This window comes from Roseobacter sp. HKCC-CH-9351, from assembly GCF_037830295.1.
In the GTDB taxonomy this organism is placed as follows: domain Bacteria; phylum Pseudomonadota; class Alphaproteobacteria; order Rhodobacterales; family Rhodobacteraceae; genus M30B80.
The window spans coordinates 1,492,110-1,510,719 of sequence record NZ_JBBLYM010000001.1; the positions used below are offsets into that span (position 1 = coordinate 1,492,110).

Genomic DNA, 18,610 nt, shown 5'->3' on the forward strand with positions numbered 1-18,610 from the left:
CTATGGCTGCGGCCCCATTGGCGCGCGCGGTGGTAAAGGCCACCCGTGACGGCCTGACGGCCGAAGACCGTGCCTTGGCCGAAGAATGCCCTGTGGCCATGGTCTTTGATGGGGGCACGCAAGCGGTCATGATGGCCACCCCGCGTGATCTCGAAGATTTCGCGCGGGGCTTTGCCAAGACCGAAGGCTTTATCGCGAGCGATGCCGATATTCGCGAGATTGAGATTGTCCGCCACGAGGCGGGTGAAGGCATTGAAGCACGGCTTTGGCTTGATGCTGCGCAATCAAAGGCCTTGCAGGCGCGGCGCCGCTCGATGATGGGCCCTGTGGGATGTGGGCTGTGTGGTATTGATAGCCTTGCGCAAGCGATGCGGGATATCGCGCTCTTACCGTACGATTTAGCCCCTTTGCCTCTCACCCCGCTATTGGGTGCGGCGGAGGCCTTGCGGGGTCACCAACCTTTGCACGATGAAACCCATGCGGTTCACGCGGCGGGGTTTTTTCATCCCTCACAGGGCATTGTCTTGGCGCGCGAGGATGTTGGGCGGCACAATGCGCTTGATAAGCTGATCGGCGCGATGGGGGCGGCACATATTGATCCGACTGCGGGCGCGATTGTGATCACTAGCCGCGTCTCGGTTGAGATGGTGCAAAAAACCGTTATCGCAGGCGCGCCTGTGCTAATCGCGGTTTCCGCACCAACCGCGTTGGCCTTGGATGTTGCAGATCAGGCGAGGCTGTGCGTGGCGGCATTGGCGCGCAAAGGGCAATTTGAAATTTTCACGCATCCCCAGCGGATAGAACAAGGATACATCACTATGGCATCGGATAAGCTGATTACGATGGCGAACCAGATCGCCACATTTTTCGAAAGCCAAAAAGGCGATGACTTGGCCGAGCGTGTTGCGGCCCATCTGAACGATTTTTGGGGGCCAGAGATGCGCGCTGATTTTGTAGGCCTTGTCAGCGACTCGTCACAGGCTGGCCGATTGCATCCGCTGGCACGCGATGCCGTGGCATTGTTGCGTCTGCCTCAAGACGTTTGATCATCCTCTGCTGCGAGGTCAGAGGTAAGATCAAGTTTTGATGCGGGTGAAAAGCCGCCCACCTCTTGCAGAACCATATCTCGGGCTCTAGATCGCCTCACAGAAAGTTGAGACCACCGAAGAAGGCAAAAAGAACGGGCAGCGGTCAGTGTGACCTTCCCATTATGCGCTCATGGCAGGTTGGCGCAGGTTGGGGCGATATTTTGGCGTTTTTCACGCGCATTCTCTATCGGACGCAGAAAATGCGCCGTTAATTGGGTGTCAGATATTGACCTTTCCCGCAAAGCCTTTGCAGATTGAGACAGCATAATCGCGCATCACCCAAGATGCGCCTAGAACAGGGAAGTAACATGAGCAGCGCAGGCCAGATATTGCCTATCATTGCCATTTTACCGTTTTTGGGCGCCTTGGTGCCGGGGTTGATGATCCGCGCGGGGCGCAATGCTTGCGCCACATTTACCGCGATCCCCACGGCTTTGGCGCTTATTATGTTGGGCACGCTTGCACCTGTGGTATTTCGTGGCGAGGTTTTGACCTATTCCGTCCCTTGGCTGCCTGCCATGGGTTTGGAGATGGCATTCTTCCTTGATGGTTTGGGCCTGATGTTTGCGGGCATGATCTTGGGCGTTGGCCTGTTGATCACGCTTTATGCGCGGTTCTACCTGTCGGACAAAGATCCGATGGGGCAATTTTACACCTATCTTCTGCTGTTCCAAGGCGCGATGCTCGGCATCGTTTTGTCTGACAATATCCTGCTTTTGCTGATTTTCTGGGAGTTGACCTCGCTCTCCTCCTTCTTGCTGATTGGCTACTGGAAACACCTGCCAGAAGGTCGCCAAGGCGCGCGGATGGCTTTGGCTGTCACGGGTGCGGGTGGTTTGGCCATGATCGGGGGATTGGTCATTTTGGGCCAGCTTTCAGGCAGCTATAACCTGACGGATATTTTGCAGGCAGGCGATGCGATCCGCGCCTCCGACTGGTATTTGCCCGCGCTGATTTTGATCCTGCTTGGCGCCTTTACAAAATCCGCGCAGTTCCCCTTCCATTTCTGGCTGCCCCACGCGATGGCTGCGCCCACACCTGTGTCAGCCTATCTGCATTCGGCAACCATGGTGAAGGCGGGCATTTTCCTGATGGCGCGGATGTGGCCCGTTTTGGCGGGCACGCCTGAGTGGTTCTATATCGTGGCCACGACAGGTTTGATCACGATGGTGATGGCCGCGAAAATCGCACTGTTCAAAGACGACCTAAAGGCATTGTTGGCCTTCTCGACTGTCAGCCATTTGGGTCTTTTGACCTTGCTCTTGGGGATGGGCACGAAATTTGCCGCTGTTGCGGCGGTGTTTCATATCCTCAACCACCTAACCTTTAAGGCCGCATTGTTCATGAGCGTGGGAATTGTCGACCATGAAACCCATACCCGCGATATCAAGCGGCTTGGCGGTTTGCGTCATCTGATGCCCATCACCGCGGTGATTGCGGTGATTGGGTCGTTGTCCATGGCAGGTATCCCGCTTTTCAACGGGTTCTTGTCCAAGGAAATGATGCTTGAGGCGGCGGTTCATACCCCTTGGGCGGGGGCGCATTGGGTGATGCCATTATTTGCAACCTTGGGGGCATTATTCTCGGTTGCCTATTCGTTCCGTTTGATCGTTCATGTCTTTTTTGGGCCAAAGCGGGATGACTATCCGCATATGCCGCATGATCCCGGGTTTGGGATGTGGGCCGCGCCCGCCTTCTTGGTCGTTTTCGTTGTTTTGATCGGCCTCTTCCCCGCCCTGATTGCGGGGCCTTTGGTGGCCACGGCAGGGCAGGCGGTCATTGGCGGGGAGTTGCCTTATTACGCCCTCAAGATTTGGCATGGCTTCACGCCTGCCTTGTTTATGTCCATCGGCGCGGTGGTCGGTGGTTTGATCCTGCTCGCCCTGCATGACAAGCTTGAGCGTCTTTGGAACGCGGTGCCGCGCCCTGAGGCGAAAGTGATTTTTGATGCTCTTTATGGCGCGCTTCAGCGGGCCATGTCGGCCCTTAACGGGGCGTTGCACAATGGCGCGATCAGTCGCTATTTGGCAATTTTCGTGGTTGCCATTTTGGCGGCAGGCTACATCGCATATAGCGGCGCGGGTATCGGCCCTGTCACGCGCGAGGCATTGCCAATCACCCCGATAGCCACAGCGGGGTGGGTGGCCATGGTGATCGCAACGGCGCTTGTTGTCTTGAACCACCGCAAGCGGTTCTTGTCGCTGATTTTGATCAGTATTATTGGCCTGGGTGTCTCTGGTACCTTTGTCTACCTCTCGGCGCCTGATCTGGCGCTGACGCAAATCTCGGTTGAGACGGTGACGATCTTGCTGTTGTTGATCGCGCTGCATTTCTTGCCGAAATACACCCCCAACGAAAGCAGCCCCGCTTTGCGCATGCGCGATGGTGCGATTGCGATTGCGGCGGGTGTTGGGGTTGCTGCCTTGTCCATGGCGTTCCTCTTGCGGGATTTTTCGTCAATCTCGCATTACCACCTCGCCAATTCCAAAACAGGCGGTGGCGGCACCAATGTTGTGAACGTGATCTTGGTCGATTTCCGTGGCTACGACACCTATGGCGAGATCATCGTTCTGGGTATTGCGGGTCTGGTGATCTATGCCCTGATGGAGGCGCTGCTCTCTGGCCCTGTGGGGCGGCGGTTGCGGCGCAGCGCGAACCCTGATCGTGGGGATTTGTCGCGTGATCGTCACCCGTTGATGATGGTTGTCGCAACCCGCGTGATGCTGCCTATTGTGTTGATGGTCGGGGTCTACATGTTCCTGCGCGGCCATAACCAACCGGGTGGTGGATTCGTTGCGGGGCTGATCGTGTCGATTGCGCTTTTGACGCAATATATGGCGTCAGGCTTTGCTTGGGCGCAGGAGCGGCAAAAATTCGAATATCACAGCTTGATTGGTTGGGGCGTGGTGATTGCAGGCATGACGGGGATGGGCGCGTGGCTTTCGGGCACGCCCTTCCTGACCTCTGCCTTTGGGTATTTCCATTTCCCGCCCATTGAGGAATTCGAATTGGCAACAGCGGCCCTTTTTGATCTGGGCGTCTTCTTGACGGTGCTGGGGGCGGTGATGCTGATGCTCTATTCCTTGGCTCGTATTGCCTTTACCAGCGGCGAGCGTGCCAATCCCGAACCAATGGATTTTGATCCCGCGCGCGCCGATGACACGGCGCAAGAGCAGACTGCGAAGGGGGTTTGAGATGGAGTTTCTTGTAGCCAGCGCGGTCGGCATTCTGACCGCTGGGGGCGTTTACCTGATCTTGCGGTTGCGGGCCTTTCCCGTGATCCTTGGTCTTGCCCTTTTATCCTATGCGGTGAACCTATTTTTGTTCTCAACAGGCCGCCTTGTGGTAAATGCAGCGCCCATCCTCAACCCCTATGGTGATCAGCCCTACACGGATCCGTTGCCACAGGCCTTGGTTCTGACGGCGATTGTGATTTCCTTCGGGATGACGGCGGTTTTGGTGATGATTTCCTTGGGCTCATTTTTCGAAAACGAAAGTGATGAGATCAATCTTGACGCCGAAGACGCAGCAGAAGAGGGGACGAAATGATGCATTGGATCATTGCCCCCGTTATTCTGCCTGCGATGCTTGCACCGATCATCGCTTATGTGATGCGGCACAACATAACCCTTGCGCGGGTTGGATCATTTGCAGGCGTTCTTGGCCTATTGGGTCTTGCGATTGGTCTCTTTGTGATGGCTTCGGGCGGCGAGACATTTGTCTATCGCCTCGGCGATTGGCCCGCACCTTTTGGCATTGTTTTGGTGCTTGATCGCCTTTCGGCGCTGATGGTGTTGCTCACGGCCATTTTGGCCTTGGTGGTGCTTTATCATGTTGTCGTAACCGATTGGGATAAGCGAGGCCGCCATTTCCACGCGCTCTATCAATTCCAACTTATGGGGATTGTGGGGGCATTTCTGACGGGGGACGCGTTCAACCTCTTTGTGTTCTTTGAGGTTCTCTTGATCGCGTCTTATGGGTTGATGATCCATGCGGGTGGCAAGATCCGTCTGAAGGCAGGCTTGCAATATATGGTGATGAACCTTGCAGGCTCGACCCTCTTTTTGTTCGCGCTTGGCACGCTTTACGCCTCGACTGGCACGCTGAATATCGCTGATATGGCGGTGAAAATTGCGCAGGTGCCTGTAGAGGATGCAGCCTTTGTGCGGGTTGCGGGGATTTTGTTGCTGTTCGTTTTTGCGGTCAAAGCCGCGTTGTTCCCTGTGCAATTTTGGTTGCCTGCGACCTATTCCAACGCACCAGCCCCCGTTGCTGCGCTTTTCGCCATCATGACCAAGGTTGGTGCGTATGCAATCTTGCGCATTCACACCATCGCCTTTGGCCCTGAGGCGGGCGCGATTGGGGATATGGTGACCGCGTGGTTGATCCCAATGGCGGCTTTGACTTTGGCGGTTGGGGCGATTGGTGTCTTTGGCGCCAAACGTTTGGAGCACCTCATCGCCTATGCGGTGATCGGGTCAATGGGCACGATGATGTTGGCGGTTGCCGCCATGACCCCTGCGGCGGCCTCCGCGGCGATATATTACATGCTGAACTCGACTCTTGCGGCAGCGGCGCTGTTCTTATTTGCAGATCTCTATCTGTCGCGGCGCGGCGAAGGTGGCAGGGTAATCCTTGCAGCACCTTTGGCGCAAAACGGGCTTTTTGCGGCTGCCTTTTTTGCCGCAGGGATTGCGATGGTGGGTATGCCCCCATTGAGCGGCTTCTTGGGCAAGTTGTTGATCCTCGAGGCCTTGGCCGATGGCCTGCATATCACTTTAGCCTTTTCGGCCATCTTGATAGGCTCTTTGGTGATGATCTTGGGCTTTGTGCGCGCGGGATCAATCCTGTTCTGGAAATCGGTTACGGTCGCACCAGACCCCGATGCAGAGGCCGCCCCGCCTGTCACCCTATCGCAAGGGGCGGGAATGGGTGCGCTTGTCGCGCTCTTAGTGTGGCTGACCCTCTTCGCAGGCCCAATTTATGACGCGGGCGCGGCTGCGGCGGATCAATTGTTCTTCCCGCAGGGCTATATTGAGGCGGTGCTTACACCCCATGGCGAAGGATGACCCACATGCTCAGACGCATCTTTCCACATCCCTATCTTTCGCTTTTGCTGACATTGGTCTGGTTGGGCCTCGTCAACAAGGTGACGCTTGGCAATATTTTGCTTGGCGGGTTCCTTGGGCTTGTTCTGCCTTTGATGACATCGATCTACTGGCCGCATCGGCCTATTCTACGTCACCCGTTCAAGGCGATCGAATTTATGCTGATCGTGCTGTGGGATATTGTTGTCGCGAATATTCAAGTCGCGAAGGTGATCTTGTTCAAGCGCAATGCCAATATCCATTCGCAATGGGTGGTAGTGCCGCATGATCTGACCTCGGCTGAGGCGATCACGATTTTGGCGGGAACCATCACGATGACCCCCGGCACGGTGTCGACCATGCTGTCCTCGGACGGGAAGGCGATCTTGGTTCACACTTTGGACACGGATGATCCCGATGCCGTGCGCGATGAGATCAAAACCCGCTATGAGCGCCGTTTGAAGGAGATTTTCCAATGATCACCTATGCGTTGATTTTCGCGATGGCCTGTTTTGGCATCGGCCTCTTGGCCAATCTCTATATTCTGGCCACGGGCGCTGATCTTGCGGATCGCATCCTTGCCTTAGATACAATGGTGCTGAATGTCATTGCCTTGGTCGTGCTTTACGGCATTTGGCAGGGAACGGGCGTTTATTTCGAAGCCTCCATGCTGATCGCAATGGTCGGGTTTGTGTCAACCGTTGCTTATTGCCGCTTTTTGTTGCGCGGCGACATTATCGAATAGGGGATGGCGATGTTGGCAGAAATTATCATCAGCGCGTTCTTGGTCATCGGCGGGATTTTTGGCCTCGTGGGTTCATTCGGGATGATCAAGTTGCAAGACACGTTGCAAAGGCTGCACGCGCCGACCAAGGCCGCAACTTTGGGCGTGGGTGGGGTGCTTCTGGCCTCGATGCTCTATTTCCTATTGATAAAAGGGCATCTGAGCTTTCACGAGCTGCTGATCACCTTGTTCTTGTTCCTCACCGCACCGATTTCGGGTCATTTTATCGCCAAGGCCTATATGGCGCGGCGGGTGCGCGAAACGGAGTTGCCGCCATCAGGTGGGGATTACGGCTGGGCCGCCTATAACGATCCACCCGCACAACCTGAGGACGATAAGACCGCTTAATCAGCCAAACAGCCTGCCGCGGGCGGTGATGATATTGCCCGTGATCAGCGCGCCATAGCCTCCGCAGATTGCAGCGAAGAGCGTCCAAGGCATCGAAAAGATCAAGCCGATAAAGACCACTGTGACAATCATCAAAGGTGCGATTGACCAGCGCGGGATTTTCAGCGCCTTTGGCGAAAAGGTTTTTAGCGTGGAGATCATCAAAATCGCCACAATCCCCAACCAAAGCGCGGCAGCGAACGGGTGCATGATTGGGAAATCCCAACCTGCAAAAATGAGATAAAGCGGCAATAGCCCCAACATTGCGCCACCTGGGGCAGGGACGCCTACGAAATGGGGTTTGCTGTTTTCAACCTCTTCGATGACATCATCGAGATCAGGTGTGCTGTCCTCGATTTTGTCAGGTTCGGCCCGCATGACGTTAAAGCGCGCAAGGCGCAGGCAACTTGCCCCTGCAAAGGTTAAAACGGCGATCCATCCTAAAGATCCAGTGCCATCCAAGATCATATGATAGACAAGCAGCGCGGGCGCGACCCCAAAGCAAAGAAAATCTGACAGGCTGTCCAATTCTGCGCCAAGGCGAGAGGTGGCGTTGAGGCGGCGGGCAATCAGCCCGTCTAGCCCGTCCATCACAGCCGCAAGCAGGATTAACACTACCGCTGTTTTGAACCGCCCATCCATCGCAAAACGGATCGAGGTAAGGCCCAAACACATGCCTGTCAAAGTGACAAGATTGGGCAGTAGAAGGGCGAAAGGCACCCCCTCATTTCCAGAATTGCGCGAAAACAGACGTTTCATTGCCGCGGGCCTTAGTGTTGCGTGTCAGGGTCAAGCGTGGCGATCACAGTCTCGCCTGCGATCATGGTTTGTCCGATCTCGACCAAAGGTTCTGCGCCCTCTGGCAGGTAGATATCAAGCCGCGAGCCAAAGCGGATCAGGCCAAAGCGTTGCCCGCGCTCCATCGCTTCATCCACAACGCTCCAACACAGGATGCGGCGTGCAACCAATCCTGCAATCTGCACCACACCATATTTGCGGCCATCGGGCAGTTCAACGGCGATGCCGTTGCGCTCATTATCGGTCGAGGCTTTGTCGAGCGAGGCGTTGAGGAATTTGCCCTCGTGATAGGCCACGGCCGTGATCCGCCCCGCCGCAGGGATACGGTTGACATGGCAATTAAAGACGGACATGAAAACCGAGATACGCGTCATCGGCGCCTCGCCCAAGCCAAGTTCGGCGGGCGGGGTCGCAGGTTCAAGCAGGGACACCACACCATCGGCGGGCGAGACCATCACGCCAGCGTGATCTGGGGTGACGCGCTCGGGGTCGCGAAAAAAGTAATAGACCCACACTGTCAGACCCGTGCCAATCCACCCCAAAGGTTCCCATAGCGCGAAGAGGACAAGCGTGATCGCCGCCGCAATGGCCACGAATTTGCGCCCTTCGGGATGCATGGGTTTGACAAAGGTGGAGAGCATCGAAACCGACATTTTGGCCATTCCTGAAAGGATTACGTTAGCGCTTGCCTAATCTGCGAAGGCCCATGCGTAAAGGGGCAATAACAGATGCCCGTCATTCTGCCCCTATGTGCAGGGCAGGACAAGGGCGTTGTCATAAACCGCGCCCGTGGCATCGCGATAGAGCCATAATTCGTTGATTGCATCCGTCCAAGCGCCCAAATATACCCCGCTCTCGAGATAAAAAGTAACTTCCTCGCCCCGATCAGAGTGTTGATGTGCAAATTGCGCCGTAAAGCGCGCGCGTCCGTCAGCAATCTTGGCCTGTGGCAGTGCCGTGGCACGCAGAGACGCGAAATAGCGCCGAGGTTGATCGACCCGCACTGTGGCCGTGACATCCCCCGCGCGGCAGGTCAGCTCAAGCTGATAGGGTGGGATGGCGGTCGCAAAAGCAAGCCCCGCGACTGTGAAGCCCAAGACGGCCCATGCGGTAAGGATAGGCTTCACGATCTGTCCTCCCGTTTTGCCTCGCGCCGTTGGTGCAAATGGTAAAGGGCGGGTGCCGCCACTTCGCGATAGGCCCAATCCACAACCAAGCGCAGTGGCCATAGTCCAATCAGGCGCGCAATCCATCTTGTGCGAGGCATAGCCTGCCAAAGCGCCAAAAAGGCCGCAACCCCCGTTTTATGTACATCTGGGCTGTCCATCTCGCGTAAATGCAGCGCTCGCAGAGCAGCATCTGTGCTGACACCCCAGTCTGCGGCAGCGTCATCCGTTATGGGAACAAAGCGGAAATGCTCAGGCGCACGTTTTTTATACTGATTGATCTCCCAACTGCAGATGGGACAATTGGCATTGTAAAGCAGTTCGATTTCGGGGGGCGGATGGGCTCTATGCTTGGTCATGGGGCATAGATAGTACAGGTTTGAACACTGTCACCTTCTTTGAACGAATTCTGTCGCTAAAGGATAACCCTCAATCGATAGAACGAAAACGACCATAAAAAATCTGAATTATTATGGCATGGCAATGATATCTGTCGGCAGCGTTTCAATTCCTATGGCAGTCATCATCGAGTGGATTTGGCCTCTGTGATGGGTCTGATGATTGAACATGTGAACAATCGCAAGAGACTTATTTATCCTTATCTCTTTTTGATAAACTCGTGAGAACCAGATGAGTTCTTCCTCAAGGGTAATCTGAGTTAAATCACAAACCCATTTCATGATGCGCTGGTCTAATTTTTCACGCTCTTCATTCCAATCTCCAAACGTTTTTGTAAGTTCCGCGCTTTGATCAACGGACGCTTTTGGACCTTCGCCATCGTCAAAGCGCGACATCCAAATTTGATCACCCCAAAGAAGGTGATTAAGAGTGCCAAGTATTGACCCGAAGAAGGCGCCACGATCAACAGTTAAAACTTCATGAGAACAGGCACTTAGGCTTGAGTGGATGTTGGTATTTTGCCAACTGTTGTAACGGGCCATTTGTTCACAGAATTGAGGCGTAATCATCAAATAATTCCTTTTTGTTTATATTTGACTTTATAGTCGCAATTATCGGTTAATCGCACCCGCGACCTCGCTTGACCAAGCTGTGGGTTACTGTTGTGAGTGTGGGCCTATTTTTGAGACGAAGGCAATTATGAAAATAACCAAAGTAAAAAGCCATGTTTTACAATATGAACTGCCAGAAGACCTTGGATATTCCCAACAATTCTACTCAAAGCGAAGTGCGCACTTGGTTGAGGTGCAAACCGATGAAGGAGTAACCGGATGGGGCGAGTGCTTTGGTGCGGGGAACATTGCACTCGCAAATAAAGGCATTGTGGAATTAGTCATCCAACCAATGATCTTGGGGTCTGATCCATTGGATCGTGATGTTATTTGGCACAAAGTTTACAATTTACTGAGAGATCATGGCCAAAAGGGTATGCCTCTACAGGCCCTTTCAGGCGTAGATATAGCCCTATGGGACATTGCAGGTAAGGTCGCTGGCTTACCTGTGCATAAGTTGATCGGCGGGGCGCATCGCAGTAGTATAAAAGCCTACGGTTATGGCATGATGCTAAAACGCGAAAGTGTTGCTGATCATAAATCGCGCTTCAAGGACGAGGCATCCCGTATACTTTCAATGGGCTTCCACGCCACTAAAATGAAAGTTGGGCTCGGAGCTAAGGCCGATGTAGAGCTTTGCGCCGCCGTTGCAGAAGGAGTGGGCACAACAGGCCAGTTTATGGTTGATGCCAACCACTGCTATACAACCTCTGATGCGTTTTATGTAGGTAGGGCGCTAGAGGAAATGGGTGCATACTGGTTCGAGGAACCTGTCGCTCCTGAGGACCTGGATGGCTATCGCGAATTACGTCAAGGCCTTTCGGTAAACATATCGGGCGGTGAGGCAGAATTTAACCGCTGGGGTTGGCGGACTATTTTAGAAAACCGTGGTCTTGATATTGCCCAACCTGAAGTCTGTGCTCTAGGCGGTATTTCTGAATATCTACGCGTTCTAGCCCTATGCCACGCCTATTTCACCCCCGTCATTAATCATGTGTGGGGATCAGCAATAGCTGTATCAACAAACTTACAGCTTCTTGCAGCTATGCCAGTCATGCCAGGTGGTATGCACCAATGGGAACCAATGCTGGAGTTGGACACAACGCACAATCACTTCCGTGACGAGTTATTGAAAGAACCGCTCGATGTTTTAGGTCAAGTGAAAACAAATCAAGGCTACGTAACTGTCCCTAGTTCTCCAGGAATTGGTGTTGAGCCTGACCCGGAAATCATAAGGAAATACTCCATATGAAATCCCCCCTTAGTTTAATTAGAGGAACCTAAGAGAATGCGGTGAAAAGGACAAAAACCAGAGAAATTTCCCTCTTCAAAGACCTATCAAAAAGTTTCTAGGCGCAAAGTGGCATCACAATATTGCCCGTCATAGGTACCAACCCAAATGTCCAAGTACCCGTCTGATGGATATGTAAGGGTGATTTTTGGGTCCATGTTTCCATTGTCATCGTCATCGTAGTACCAGTTTGCACTTCCTGTGTTTATAAGCAGCGCCGAGTCACATTGGCTCACTACGCTAATGTGAAGTTCATAGCCTCTCATACCCCTTAGATCGAAGGTGAAGTCTGGCGCAGTTGTGAAATAGCCTGGCCCTCGGTCCGTTCTGGGGTTTATGTGTCTGCAGTTTTGCAGATAGTTTTCTCCCCCGGCGACTACATTAAAAAACTGTGGTTGGTAGAGTTGATTTCCGCTGACGTTATAGCTTTCACGCCCCAATTGTGAGTAATCTGGGCAGGCTGACACAGCGTTGGCCGCCAGTGTTACTAACGCTCCAATGGCGAAAGCCGTTATGGATCTCATTGTTATCTCCGTGCGTTGGGTCTCGGACGTTCTCTAACAATTATAGATCGTAAAGGCAGGAATATCCACTGTTGTATCTGTATTTTTGGGCCGGTGGCCCATACCAAACGCGATGACGCTGCATCGAAGGTGACACATTGCTAGTAAGCTTGGTGACAGCATTTGCATCCAAGCAACTAGCCCCGTTTATCGGTTAATCTTTGCGGAGGACATAATAACTTTTTTATTCAACGCAGTTGATAATCTAATAAGTCAGCTACTATTTTGGGTGTAATGGCGGAGGAGGTGGGATTCGAACCCACGGTACGCTTTTGACGTACGTCGGTTTTCAAGACCGGTGCATTAAACCACTCTGCCACTCCTCCGACTTAAGCGAGATAGCCCTTGGAGGGCGATTCTGGAAGGGGTGCCGGATTGTGAATTTTTCAATGATAAAAATTATGTGGCACTGATTTTCAAGTTGCCTCTGCCCCCACGATTACATGAATCCTTCCGCTCGCTGCGACAACGTACTTTCAGCAGAGTTTTGTGTAATTTGGCAATGCGCGCTGCAAGAAAATGCAAATCAAACCGCCCAGGCCTTGCGAAATTCTGGATTGCAGCCCACCATCAATGATCAGACCTCCAATGGCCGCCGTTTTTTGGCGGATGGTGGTCGGCCCTGCCTCGACAAGTGCGGAGCTGGCCAATAATCTGGACGTTGCACGCGGTCTTGAGTTTCAAGATGCGTATTTTGTAACCAATTGAACCCGCAGCCAAGCCCTGCGGGTCGAGTGACAGGTGGGGAATGGGCGTGACATTGGCAAAGACACTCGGCAGTTTTGGCTGCAGTTTGGCCTTGGCTTTGGGAATTTTGCTGCCTCAGGCGGTCAAGGCCCAAGGGTTTGAGACACAGGCAGGATCGGCCTATGTGGTGGATCACAATTCAGGGCAGGTTCTGTTCGCGCTGAATGCGGATGTGCCATTGCCGCCTGCCTCGATGTCCAAGCTGATGACGTTGAACATGACGTTTGAGGCGCTGGAAGATGGGCGCCTCACGTTGGACACCGCACTGCCCGTGTCAGAGCATGCCATGTCCTTTGGTGGCTCAACCATGTTTCTCAACACCACCGACCGCGTTCGGGTCGAGGATTTGATCCGCGGGATTGTTGTTCTGTCTGGCAATGACGCAACGGTGGTTTTGGCTGAGGCGCTTAGCCCTGATGGCACTGAGGCAGGATTTGCCGCGCTGATGACAGAACGCGCACGGCAATTGGGGATGGAGACGGCAACCTTTCGCAACGCCAGCGGCTGGCCCGCGGCCGGGCATGTGATGTCGATGCTCGATCTGGGCATTTTGGCCGAGCGTCTGATCACCGCGTTTCCACAATATTATCACTATTTCAACGAGCGTGAATTTCCCTTCGACAACCGCGCGCCTGACAATCGTTTTAACCGCAACCCGATTTTGGGATTGGGCATCGGGGCTGATGGTCTGAAAACGGGCCATACCGAGGAGGCAGGCTATGGTTTGGTCGGCTCTGCCGTGCAAGGCGATCGCCGCGTGACCTTTGTGATTTCGGGTTTGCCTACGGCGGATGCTCGCGCTGGCGAGGCGGAGCGGATCGTCAATTGGGCCTTTCGCCAATTTGTCGAGCGCGATGTGATCGCTGCGGGGGATATTTTGGCGCAGGCGCCTGTGTTCTTGGGCGAAACGCCAACTGTGCCTTTGACAGTAGCCGATGATGTGCGGATGCTCTTGCCGCAATTGACGGTCACGGGCGGGTTGCTTGAGGCGGAGGTTACGCTGTCTGGCCCTATTCCCGCGCCGATCGCAGCGGGCACGCCTTTGGGTGAGCTGCACATCGCGGTTGAGGGGCTTGCGCCGACAACAGTTCCCTTGATTGCCGCCACTGATGTGGCGCAGGCAGGCATAATGGGGCGTTTGGGGGCTTCAACTTCGCGCGCCATGGCGGCCGTGATGGGTCAGGTGTCTAGCCTGAGTGATAATTGAATGTCGGGCGCGGCAGGCGGGCTGTTTATCAGTCTTGAAGGTATAGATGGGGCGGGAAAATCCACGCAAAGCCGCCTTTTGGCGGCGCATCTGCGCGGCCTTGGCCGTGATGTGATTGAGACACGCGAACCTGGCGGTGCGGCGGGGGCAGAGGATATTCGCAAGCTGTTGGTCGAGGGGGATCCAGATCGCTGGTCGCCCGAAACGGAGATCTTGCTTTTTTCTGCCGCGCGCCGTGATCACCTTGAGCGCACGATTGCGCCTGCGCTTGCCCGTGGGGCCGTGGTGATTTGTGATCGATTTGCGGACTCCACCCGTGTCTATCAGGGGGCTGCGCGTGGCGATTTGCGCGATCTTGTCGATGATATCCATGCCCGTGTGATCGGGGTGGAGCCTGACCTGACCTTGATATTGGATATGGATCCCACTGTGGCGTTGGCGCGTGGGTTGGCGCGGCAATCGGGCGAAGATCGGTTCGAGGACATGGGGCTGCCCTTTCAAGAGCGGCTGCGGTCTGGGTTTCAGGCGCTTGCCCGCGATTTTCCTGACCGCTGCGCAATGGTTGATGCCAATCAAGTGCCCGAGGCGATTGCACAGGATATCGCGCGGATCGTAGAGGCGCGGTTATGAAGGATGATGATCTCCTGCCAGAGGCGGATGCCGCCGAGGGTCTGCCGCATCCGCGCCATGCCCCGCAACTGATTGGTCACGCCGCCGCCGTGACCGAGTTTTGTGCGGCGCTCGTCTCAGATCGGATGCATCACGCGTGGCTGATTACGGGGCCAAAGGGCGTTGGTAAGGCTACATTCGCGTGGAAAGCGGCGGAGCATTTATTGAACAGCCCCAATGACGCAGGGGCGGCTTTGTTCGGCATGCCGCCTGATCCGCAGGGCTTCGTCACTGATCCTCAGGGAGCCGTGGCACGGCGTTTGCGGGCGCTGTCCGAGCCACGGGTTTTGCTGGTGCGGCGCGGATGGAATGAAAAAACCAAGAAGCTCTCCGCCGAAATTACCGTGGATGAAGTGCGCCGCCTGAACCAATTTTTTGGACTTTCCGCCGTAGATGGCGGGCGGCGTGTGGTGATTGTTGATGCGGTGGATGAGATGAACCGCAACGCGGCTAATGCATTGCTCAAACTGCTTGAAGAACCGCCTGAGGATGCGATTTTGCTTTTGGTTGCGCATCAACCCGCGAAGCTTCTGCCCACAATCCGCTCGCGTTGCCGCACGTTGCGTCTTAACCCGCTTGGGGCGGATGAGATGGCCCAAGCCATGCAAAGCATTGATGTGGCGGTGGACGACCCGCGCGCGGTGGTTGAATTGGCCAATGGATCGGTTGGGGTGGCCGCGCAGATGATTGAGGGGGGCGGTTTGGCGCTTTACGGCGCTTTGGTTTCGCTGATTGGCACATTGCCGCGATTGGATCGCGCCCAAGCGATGGCCCTCTCCGAGCAGGTCACGGGCAAAGCAGGCGAAGCGCAGTTCGATCTGATGCTTGCGCTGTTGGATCGGTTGTTGGCGCGCTTGGCTCGTGTGGGGGTAACTGGCGCACTGCCTCCCGACATTGTCACGGGCGAGGGGGCAATTTTGGCGCGCCTTTCGCCAAGCCCCCATGAGGGTCGGGGATGGGCCGATCTTGCGGATCGTTTATCCGCCAAGGCAAGACAGGGGCGCGCGGTGAACCTTGACCCTGCCGCTTTGATCCTTGATATGATCATAAGCATCGAAAAAGCGGCACCGCGTGTGATGGCGTGATCCTCCTGGAGGGGCGCATCACCCCCCTTGCTGCGCCATAATCTGCGAGACTGATCTTTTAGCCCATGAGTGACCGCGTGACCCCCTCCTATGATGCCACCCCGCAATTGGTCGACAGCCATTGCCATCTGGATTTTCCCGATTTTGAAGGCGAATTGGGCGATGTCGTGGCGCGGGCTGTGGAGGCGGGTGTGTCCCGTATGGTGACGATTTGCACCAAAATGGGCAATGTTCCACAGGTGCGCAGCATTGCCGAAAGCCATGCGCCCGTGTTCTGGGCTGCGGGCCTTCATCCGATGAGCGTGGCCGATCAACCGCCCGTCACGGTTGAGGATTTAGTGGCCCTTGCAGCGCATCCAAAATTCGTTGGCATAGGTGAGACGGGTCTGGATTATCACTACACCGCCGATAGCGCAGAGGCGCAAAAAGACAGTTTGCGCATCCATATTGATGCCGCGCGCGAGACAGGGCTGCCCTTGATCATCCATGCCCGCGCCGCAGATGAGGATATGGCGCATATCCTGCGCGAAGAATATGCAAACGGCCCTTATTCCTGCGTGATGCATTGTTTCAGCTCTTCGGCTGAATTGGCGCGCGCGGCATTGGATTTGGGGTTTTATCTTTCAATGTCCGGCATAGCGGCCTTCCCAAAATCGGGCGAGTTGCGCGCCATTTTTGCCGAAGCGTCCCTTGATCGGATTTTGGTTGAAACCGACAGTCCCTATTTGGCCCCGCCACCGCACCGCGGACGGCGCAATGAGCCAAGCTATACAGCCCTGACCGCGCATGTTGGGGCGGATATCTTTGGCATCAGCCTTGCCGAATTCGCCGCTGCAACCAGTGCGAATTTTGACAGACTGTTTTCCAAGGCCGCCCAATGGCAGGGGGGCGTTTAGGGTTATGGGCAAGCTGCGTTATACTATACTTGGCTGCGGCTCATCAGGCGGGGTGCCGCGTTTGGGAGGCAATTGGGGGGCCTGTGATCCGCGTGAACCCAAGAACCGCCGCCGCCGCTGCTCGCTTTTGGTGGAGCGTTTGGGCGAGGGCGGCACAACGCGGGTCTTGATTGATACCTCGCCTGACATGCGCGCCCAGCTATTGGATGCAGATGTGGGCGCGCTGGATGGGGTGGTTTACACCCATTCACACGCGGATCACGTGCATGGTTTGGATGATCTGCGCATGATCGTCTTCAACATGAAATCCCGCCTCAATATTTGGGCAGATGCAGCCACGGCCAGCGATCTCTTGTCTCGCTTTAGCTATGCCTTTGTGCAGCTCGAAGGGTCGGATTATCCACCGATCCTGACGCTGAACCCGATTGAGGGTGAGATTGTGGTGACGGGGGCAGGCGGGCCTGTGACGCTGAAGCCATTCGATGTGGAACATGGGCGCATCATGGCGAAAGGGTTTCGCATCGGTGACGTGGTCTATTTGCCTGATGTCTCGGACATTCCTGCGCCTGCCTGGGAGATGCTATCGGGTTTGGATTGTTGGATTTTGGACGCGCTGCGCCGCACGCCCCACCCAAGCCACGCGCATCTTGAGCAAAGCCTAGATTGGATTGCCCGCGCCCGCCCGCGCCGCGCAATCTTGACCAATATGCATTTAGATTTGGACTATCAAACGCTTTGCGATGAATTGCCTTCGCATATCTCGCCCGCCTATGATGGGCTGCGCATCAGTTTGGATATTTAGAGGATGTCCGCCCTTCTCGAAGTTGTCTTGCCCGTCTTTATCGTCATTGGCTTTGGCTATGTGATGGTCTGGCGCGGCTTGTTTTCTGAAGCAGGCGTTGACCTTCTCATGAAGTTTTCACAAGGGATTGCGATTCCTGCGCTGCTATTTTTGGCGATTGCGCGGCTTGATCTGAGCCAAGATTTCCATTTCCCGCTGCTGCTGAGCTATTATTCTGGCTCAATCCTTGTGTTCCTTTTGGGCATGCTCGGGGCGCGCGTCATCTTTGGACGGGTTTGGACAGATGCGGTGGCGATTGGGTTTGTGGCCATGTTCGCCAATTCCGTGCTGTTGGGCCTGCCGATCATGGAGCGCGCTTATGGCCCCGATAGCCTTGCAGGGAATTTTGCCATTGTCGCGCTGCATGCCCCGTTTTGTTATCTGGTGGGCGTGACCGCAATGGAGGGGGTCAAGGCGGGCCGCGTGGCCCCGCATATCTTGGCCCTTGCCGTGGGGGGCGCGCTGTCGCGCAATGCGCTGACCTTGGCCATTGGGGCGGGGTTTGTTGTGAATTTCATCGGGCTTGGCATGCCCGTTGTTGTTGAGGATGGGATTGGCCTTTTGGCCCGTGCAGCCCTGCCAACCGCGCTGTTTGGCTTGGGTGGGGTGCTCTATCGTTATCGCCCTGAGGGCGAGGTTCGGGTGATCGCGATGGTCTTGATCCTGTCGCTGATTGTGCATCCCGCAATTGGGTGGATGATGGGATCGCAGATTTTGCATATTCCCAGTGATGATCTGAAATCTGTGGTCATCACCGCCGCGATGGCCCCAGGCGCCAATGCCTATCTGTTTGCCAATATGTATGGAGCAGGGCGGCGCGTTGCGGCCAGTTCGGTTTTGGTTGGCACGGGCGTGACAGTTTTGACCTCATCAATTTGGCTGATCATCCTCGGGTGAGGCCCTTGTAAATTTTGTGCTGCGGCAACCTTCACGCTTCCCATTTGCTCAATTGTATACTATGGAATGCCGAAATCATCCTCCCTAAGGAACC

At 55.1% G+C, this 18,610-nt stretch carries 19 protein-coding genes and 1 tRNA gene; 14 read left to right on the forward strand and 6 right to left on the reverse strand.

All coding sequences use genetic code 11. The annotated features are described in order from the left end of the window. Positions 1 to 2: 2 nt before the first annotated feature. The 7 genes from fdhD (at position 3) to AAC632_RS07590 (ending at position 7,307) form a co-directional block, all read left to right on the forward strand. Entirely contained in the window at positions 3 to 1,046 is a 1,044-nt protein-coding gene (gene fdhD, locus AAC632_RS07560; protein WP_340297193.1) for a formate dehydrogenase accessory sulfurtransferase FdhD, read from the forward strand. A 350-nt stretch (positions 1,047 to 1,396) separates the two neighbouring features. Further along, positions 1,397 to 4,282 (forward strand): monovalent cation/H+ antiporter subunit A, encoded by a 2,886-nt coding sequence (locus AAC632_RS07565; protein WP_340297191.1) that lies wholly within the window; start codon positions 1,397 to 1,399, stop codon positions 4,280 to 4,282. Position 4,283: 1 nt separating this feature from the next. Continuing rightward, the gene (locus tag AAC632_RS07570) at positions 4,284 to 4,637 is read left to right on the forward strand and encodes a Na+/H+ antiporter subunit C (protein ID WP_317655906.1); all 354 of its coding nucleotides are present in this window, start codon (positions 4,284 to 4,286) and stop codon (positions 4,635 to 4,637) included. Further along, positions 4,634 to 6,157, forward strand: coding sequence for a monovalent cation/H+ antiporter subunit D (locus AAC632_RS07575; protein WP_340297189.1), 1,524 nt, complete (start codon positions 4,634 to 4,636; stop codon positions 6,155 to 6,157). Before AAC632_RS07570 ends, AAC632_RS07575 begins: the two co-directional genes overlap by 4 nt. A gap of 5 nt (positions 6,158 to 6,162) precedes the next feature. After that, a complete protein-coding gene (locus AAC632_RS07580) occupies positions 6,163 to 6,654 on the forward strand; it encodes a Na+/H+ antiporter subunit E (RefSeq protein WP_340261070.1) in 492 nt (163 codons plus the stop codon). Next, positions 6,651 to 6,920, forward strand: coding sequence for a K+/H+ antiporter subunit F (locus AAC632_RS07585; protein ID WP_317655903.1), 270 nt, complete (start codon positions 6,651 to 6,653; stop codon positions 6,918 to 6,920). The genes AAC632_RS07580 and AAC632_RS07585 overlap by 4 nt, the downstream gene beginning before the upstream one ends. Before the next feature lie 3 nt (positions 6,921 to 6,923). Continuing rightward, a complete protein-coding gene (locus AAC632_RS07590; RefSeq protein ID WP_340297187.1) occupies positions 6,924 to 7,307 on the forward strand; it encodes a Na+/H+ antiporter subunit G in 384 nt (127 codons plus the stop codon). On the opposite strand, the gene AAC632_RS07595 is transcribed toward AAC632_RS07590, so the two are convergent. From AAC632_RS07595 to AAC632_RS07615, 5 genes are all read right to left on the reverse strand, one after another. Next, positions 7,308 to 8,105 (reverse strand): CDP-alcohol phosphatidyltransferase family protein, encoded by a 798-nt coding sequence (locus AAC632_RS07595; RefSeq protein WP_340297185.1) that lies wholly within the window; start codon positions 8,103 to 8,105, stop codon positions 7,308 to 7,310. Between the two features lie 11 nt (positions 8,106 to 8,116). After that, a complete protein-coding gene (locus AAC632_RS07600; RefSeq protein ID WP_340297183.1) occupies positions 8,117 to 8,797 on the reverse strand; it encodes a phosphatidylserine decarboxylase in 681 nt (226 codons plus the stop codon). Between the two features lie 93 nt (positions 8,798 to 8,890). Then, positions 8,891 to 9,271, reverse strand: coding sequence for a hypothetical protein (locus AAC632_RS07605; RefSeq protein ID WP_340297181.1), 381 nt, complete (start codon positions 9,269 to 9,271; stop codon positions 8,891 to 8,893). Further along, positions 9,268 to 9,669 carry a thiol-disulfide oxidoreductase DCC family protein gene (locus tag AAC632_RS07610; protein ID WP_340297179.1) on the reverse strand — a complete coding sequence of 134 codons (402 nt, stop codon included), beginning with the start codon at positions 9,667 to 9,669 and terminating at the stop codon, positions 9,268 to 9,270. The genes AAC632_RS07605 and AAC632_RS07610 overlap by 4 nt, the downstream gene beginning before the upstream one ends. A gap of 111 nt (positions 9,670 to 9,780) precedes the next feature. Further along, complete coding sequence (locus tag AAC632_RS07615) at positions 9,781 to 10,278, reverse strand: DinB family protein (protein WP_340297177.1); 498 nt, start codon at positions 10,276 to 10,278, stop codon at positions 9,781 to 9,783. A gap of 130 nt (positions 10,279 to 10,408) precedes the next feature. Between AAC632_RS07615 and AAC632_RS07620 the strand changes: the two genes are divergently transcribed. After that, the gene (locus AAC632_RS07620) at positions 10,409 to 11,572 is read left to right on the forward strand and encodes a mandelate racemase/muconate lactonizing enzyme family protein (protein WP_340297176.1); all 1,164 of its coding nucleotides are present in this window, start codon (positions 10,409 to 10,411) and stop codon (positions 11,570 to 11,572) included. Positions 11,573 to 12,409: 837 nt separating this feature from the next. Here the strand turns inward: AAC632_RS07620 and AAC632_RS07625 are convergent. Next, positions 12,410 to 12,500: transfer RNA gene (locus AAC632_RS07625), tRNA-Ser, on the reverse strand. A 434-nt stretch (positions 12,501 to 12,934) separates the two neighbouring features. Between AAC632_RS07625 and AAC632_RS07630 the strand changes: the two genes are divergently transcribed. From AAC632_RS07630 to AAC632_RS07655, 6 genes are all read left to right on the forward strand, one after another. Further along, on the forward strand, positions 12,935 to 14,128 hold the full coding sequence (locus tag AAC632_RS07630) for a D-alanyl-D-alanine carboxypeptidase family protein (RefSeq protein ID WP_445322641.1): 1,194 nt from the start codon (positions 12,935 to 12,937) through the stop codon (positions 14,126 to 14,128). Next, positions 14,129 to 14,758: a dTMP kinase gene (gene tmk, locus AAC632_RS07635; protein ID WP_340297174.1), complete on the forward strand. Its 630-nt coding sequence runs from the start codon at positions 14,129 to 14,131 to the stop codon at positions 14,756 to 14,758. Continuing rightward, on the forward strand, positions 14,755 to 15,882 hold the full coding sequence (locus AAC632_RS07640; protein ID WP_340297172.1) for a DNA polymerase III subunit delta': 1,128 nt from the start codon (positions 14,755 to 14,757) through the stop codon (positions 15,880 to 15,882). The genes tmk and AAC632_RS07640 overlap by 4 nt, the downstream gene beginning before the upstream one ends. A gap of 65 nt (positions 15,883 to 15,947) precedes the next feature. Further along, positions 15,948 to 16,778 (forward strand): TatD family hydrolase, encoded by an 831-nt coding sequence (locus AAC632_RS07645; RefSeq protein WP_340297170.1) that lies wholly within the window; start codon positions 15,948 to 15,950, stop codon positions 16,776 to 16,778. Between the two features lie 4 nt (positions 16,779 to 16,782). After that, positions 16,783 to 17,580, forward strand: a complete 798-nt coding sequence (locus AAC632_RS07650; protein ID WP_340297168.1) for an MBL fold metallo-hydrolase — start codon at positions 16,783 to 16,785, stop codon at positions 17,578 to 17,580. A gap of 3 nt (positions 17,581 to 17,583) precedes the next feature. Further along, positions 17,584 to 18,516, forward strand: a complete 933-nt coding sequence (locus AAC632_RS07655) for an AEC family transporter (protein WP_340297167.1) — start codon at positions 17,584 to 17,586, stop codon at positions 18,514 to 18,516. The last annotated feature ends 94 nt before the right edge of the window (positions 18,517 to 18,610 follow it).

Excerpts from the sequence above, each read along its gene's own strand:
- AAC632_RS07585 (WP_317655903.1), top strand. The coding sequence starts at position 6,651 with ATGATCACCTATGCGTTGATTTTCGCGATGGCCTGTTTTGGCATCGGC.
- fdhD (WP_340297193.1), top strand. The coding sequence starts at position 3 with ATGGCTGCGGCCCCATTGGCGCGCGCGGTGGTAAAGGCCACCCGTGAC.
- AAC632_RS07600 (WP_340297183.1), bottom strand. The coding sequence starts at position 8,797 with ATGTCGGTTTCGATGCTCTCCACCTTTGTCAAACCCATGCATCCCGAA.
- AAC632_RS07615 (WP_340297177.1), bottom strand. The coding sequence starts at position 10,278 with ATGATTACGCCTCAATTCTGTGAACAAATGGCCCGTTACAACAGTTGG.
- AAC632_RS07650 (WP_340297168.1), top strand. The coding sequence starts at position 16,783 with ATGGGCAAGCTGCGTTATACTATACTTGGCTGCGGCTCATCAGGCGGG.
- AAC632_RS07645 (WP_340297170.1), top strand. The coding sequence starts at position 15,948 with ATGAGTGACCGCGTGACCCCCTCCTATGATGCCACCCCGCAATTGGTC.
- AAC632_RS07620 (WP_340297176.1), top strand. The coding sequence starts at position 10,409 with ATGAAAATAACCAAAGTAAAAAGCCATGTTTTACAATATGAACTGCCA.
- AAC632_RS07590 (WP_340297187.1), top strand. The coding sequence starts at position 6,924 with ATGGCGATGTTGGCAGAAATTATCATCAGCGCGTTCTTGGTCATCGGC.
- AAC632_RS07570 (WP_317655906.1), top strand. The coding sequence starts at position 4,284 with ATGGAGTTTCTTGTAGCCAGCGCGGTCGGCATTCTGACCGCTGGGGGC.
- AAC632_RS07575 (WP_340297189.1), top strand. The coding sequence starts at position 4,634 with ATGATGCATTGGATCATTGCCCCCGTTATTCTGCCTGCGATGCTTGCA.
- AAC632_RS07580 (WP_340261070.1), top strand. The coding sequence starts at position 6,163 with ATGCTCAGACGCATCTTTCCACATCCCTATCTTTCGCTTTTGCTGACA.
- AAC632_RS07610 (WP_340297179.1), bottom strand. The coding sequence starts at position 9,669 with ATGACCAAGCATAGAGCCCATCCGCCCCCCGAAATCGAACTGCTTTAC.
- tmk (WP_340297174.1), top strand. The coding sequence starts at position 14,129 with ATGTCGGGCGCGGCAGGCGGGCTGTTTATCAGTCTTGAAGGTATAGAT.
- AAC632_RS07640 (WP_340297172.1), top strand. The coding sequence starts at position 14,755 with ATGAAGGATGATGATCTCCTGCCAGAGGCGGATGCCGCCGAGGGTCTG.
- AAC632_RS07565 (WP_340297191.1), top strand. The coding sequence starts at position 1,397 with ATGAGCAGCGCAGGCCAGATATTGCCTATCATTGCCATTTTACCGTTT.
- AAC632_RS07595 (WP_340297185.1), bottom strand. The coding sequence starts at position 8,105 with ATGAAACGTCTGTTTTCGCGCAATTCTGGAAATGAGGGGGTGCCTTTC.
- AAC632_RS07655 (WP_340297167.1), top strand. The coding sequence starts at position 17,584 with ATGTCCGCCCTTCTCGAAGTTGTCTTGCCCGTCTTTATCGTCATTGGC.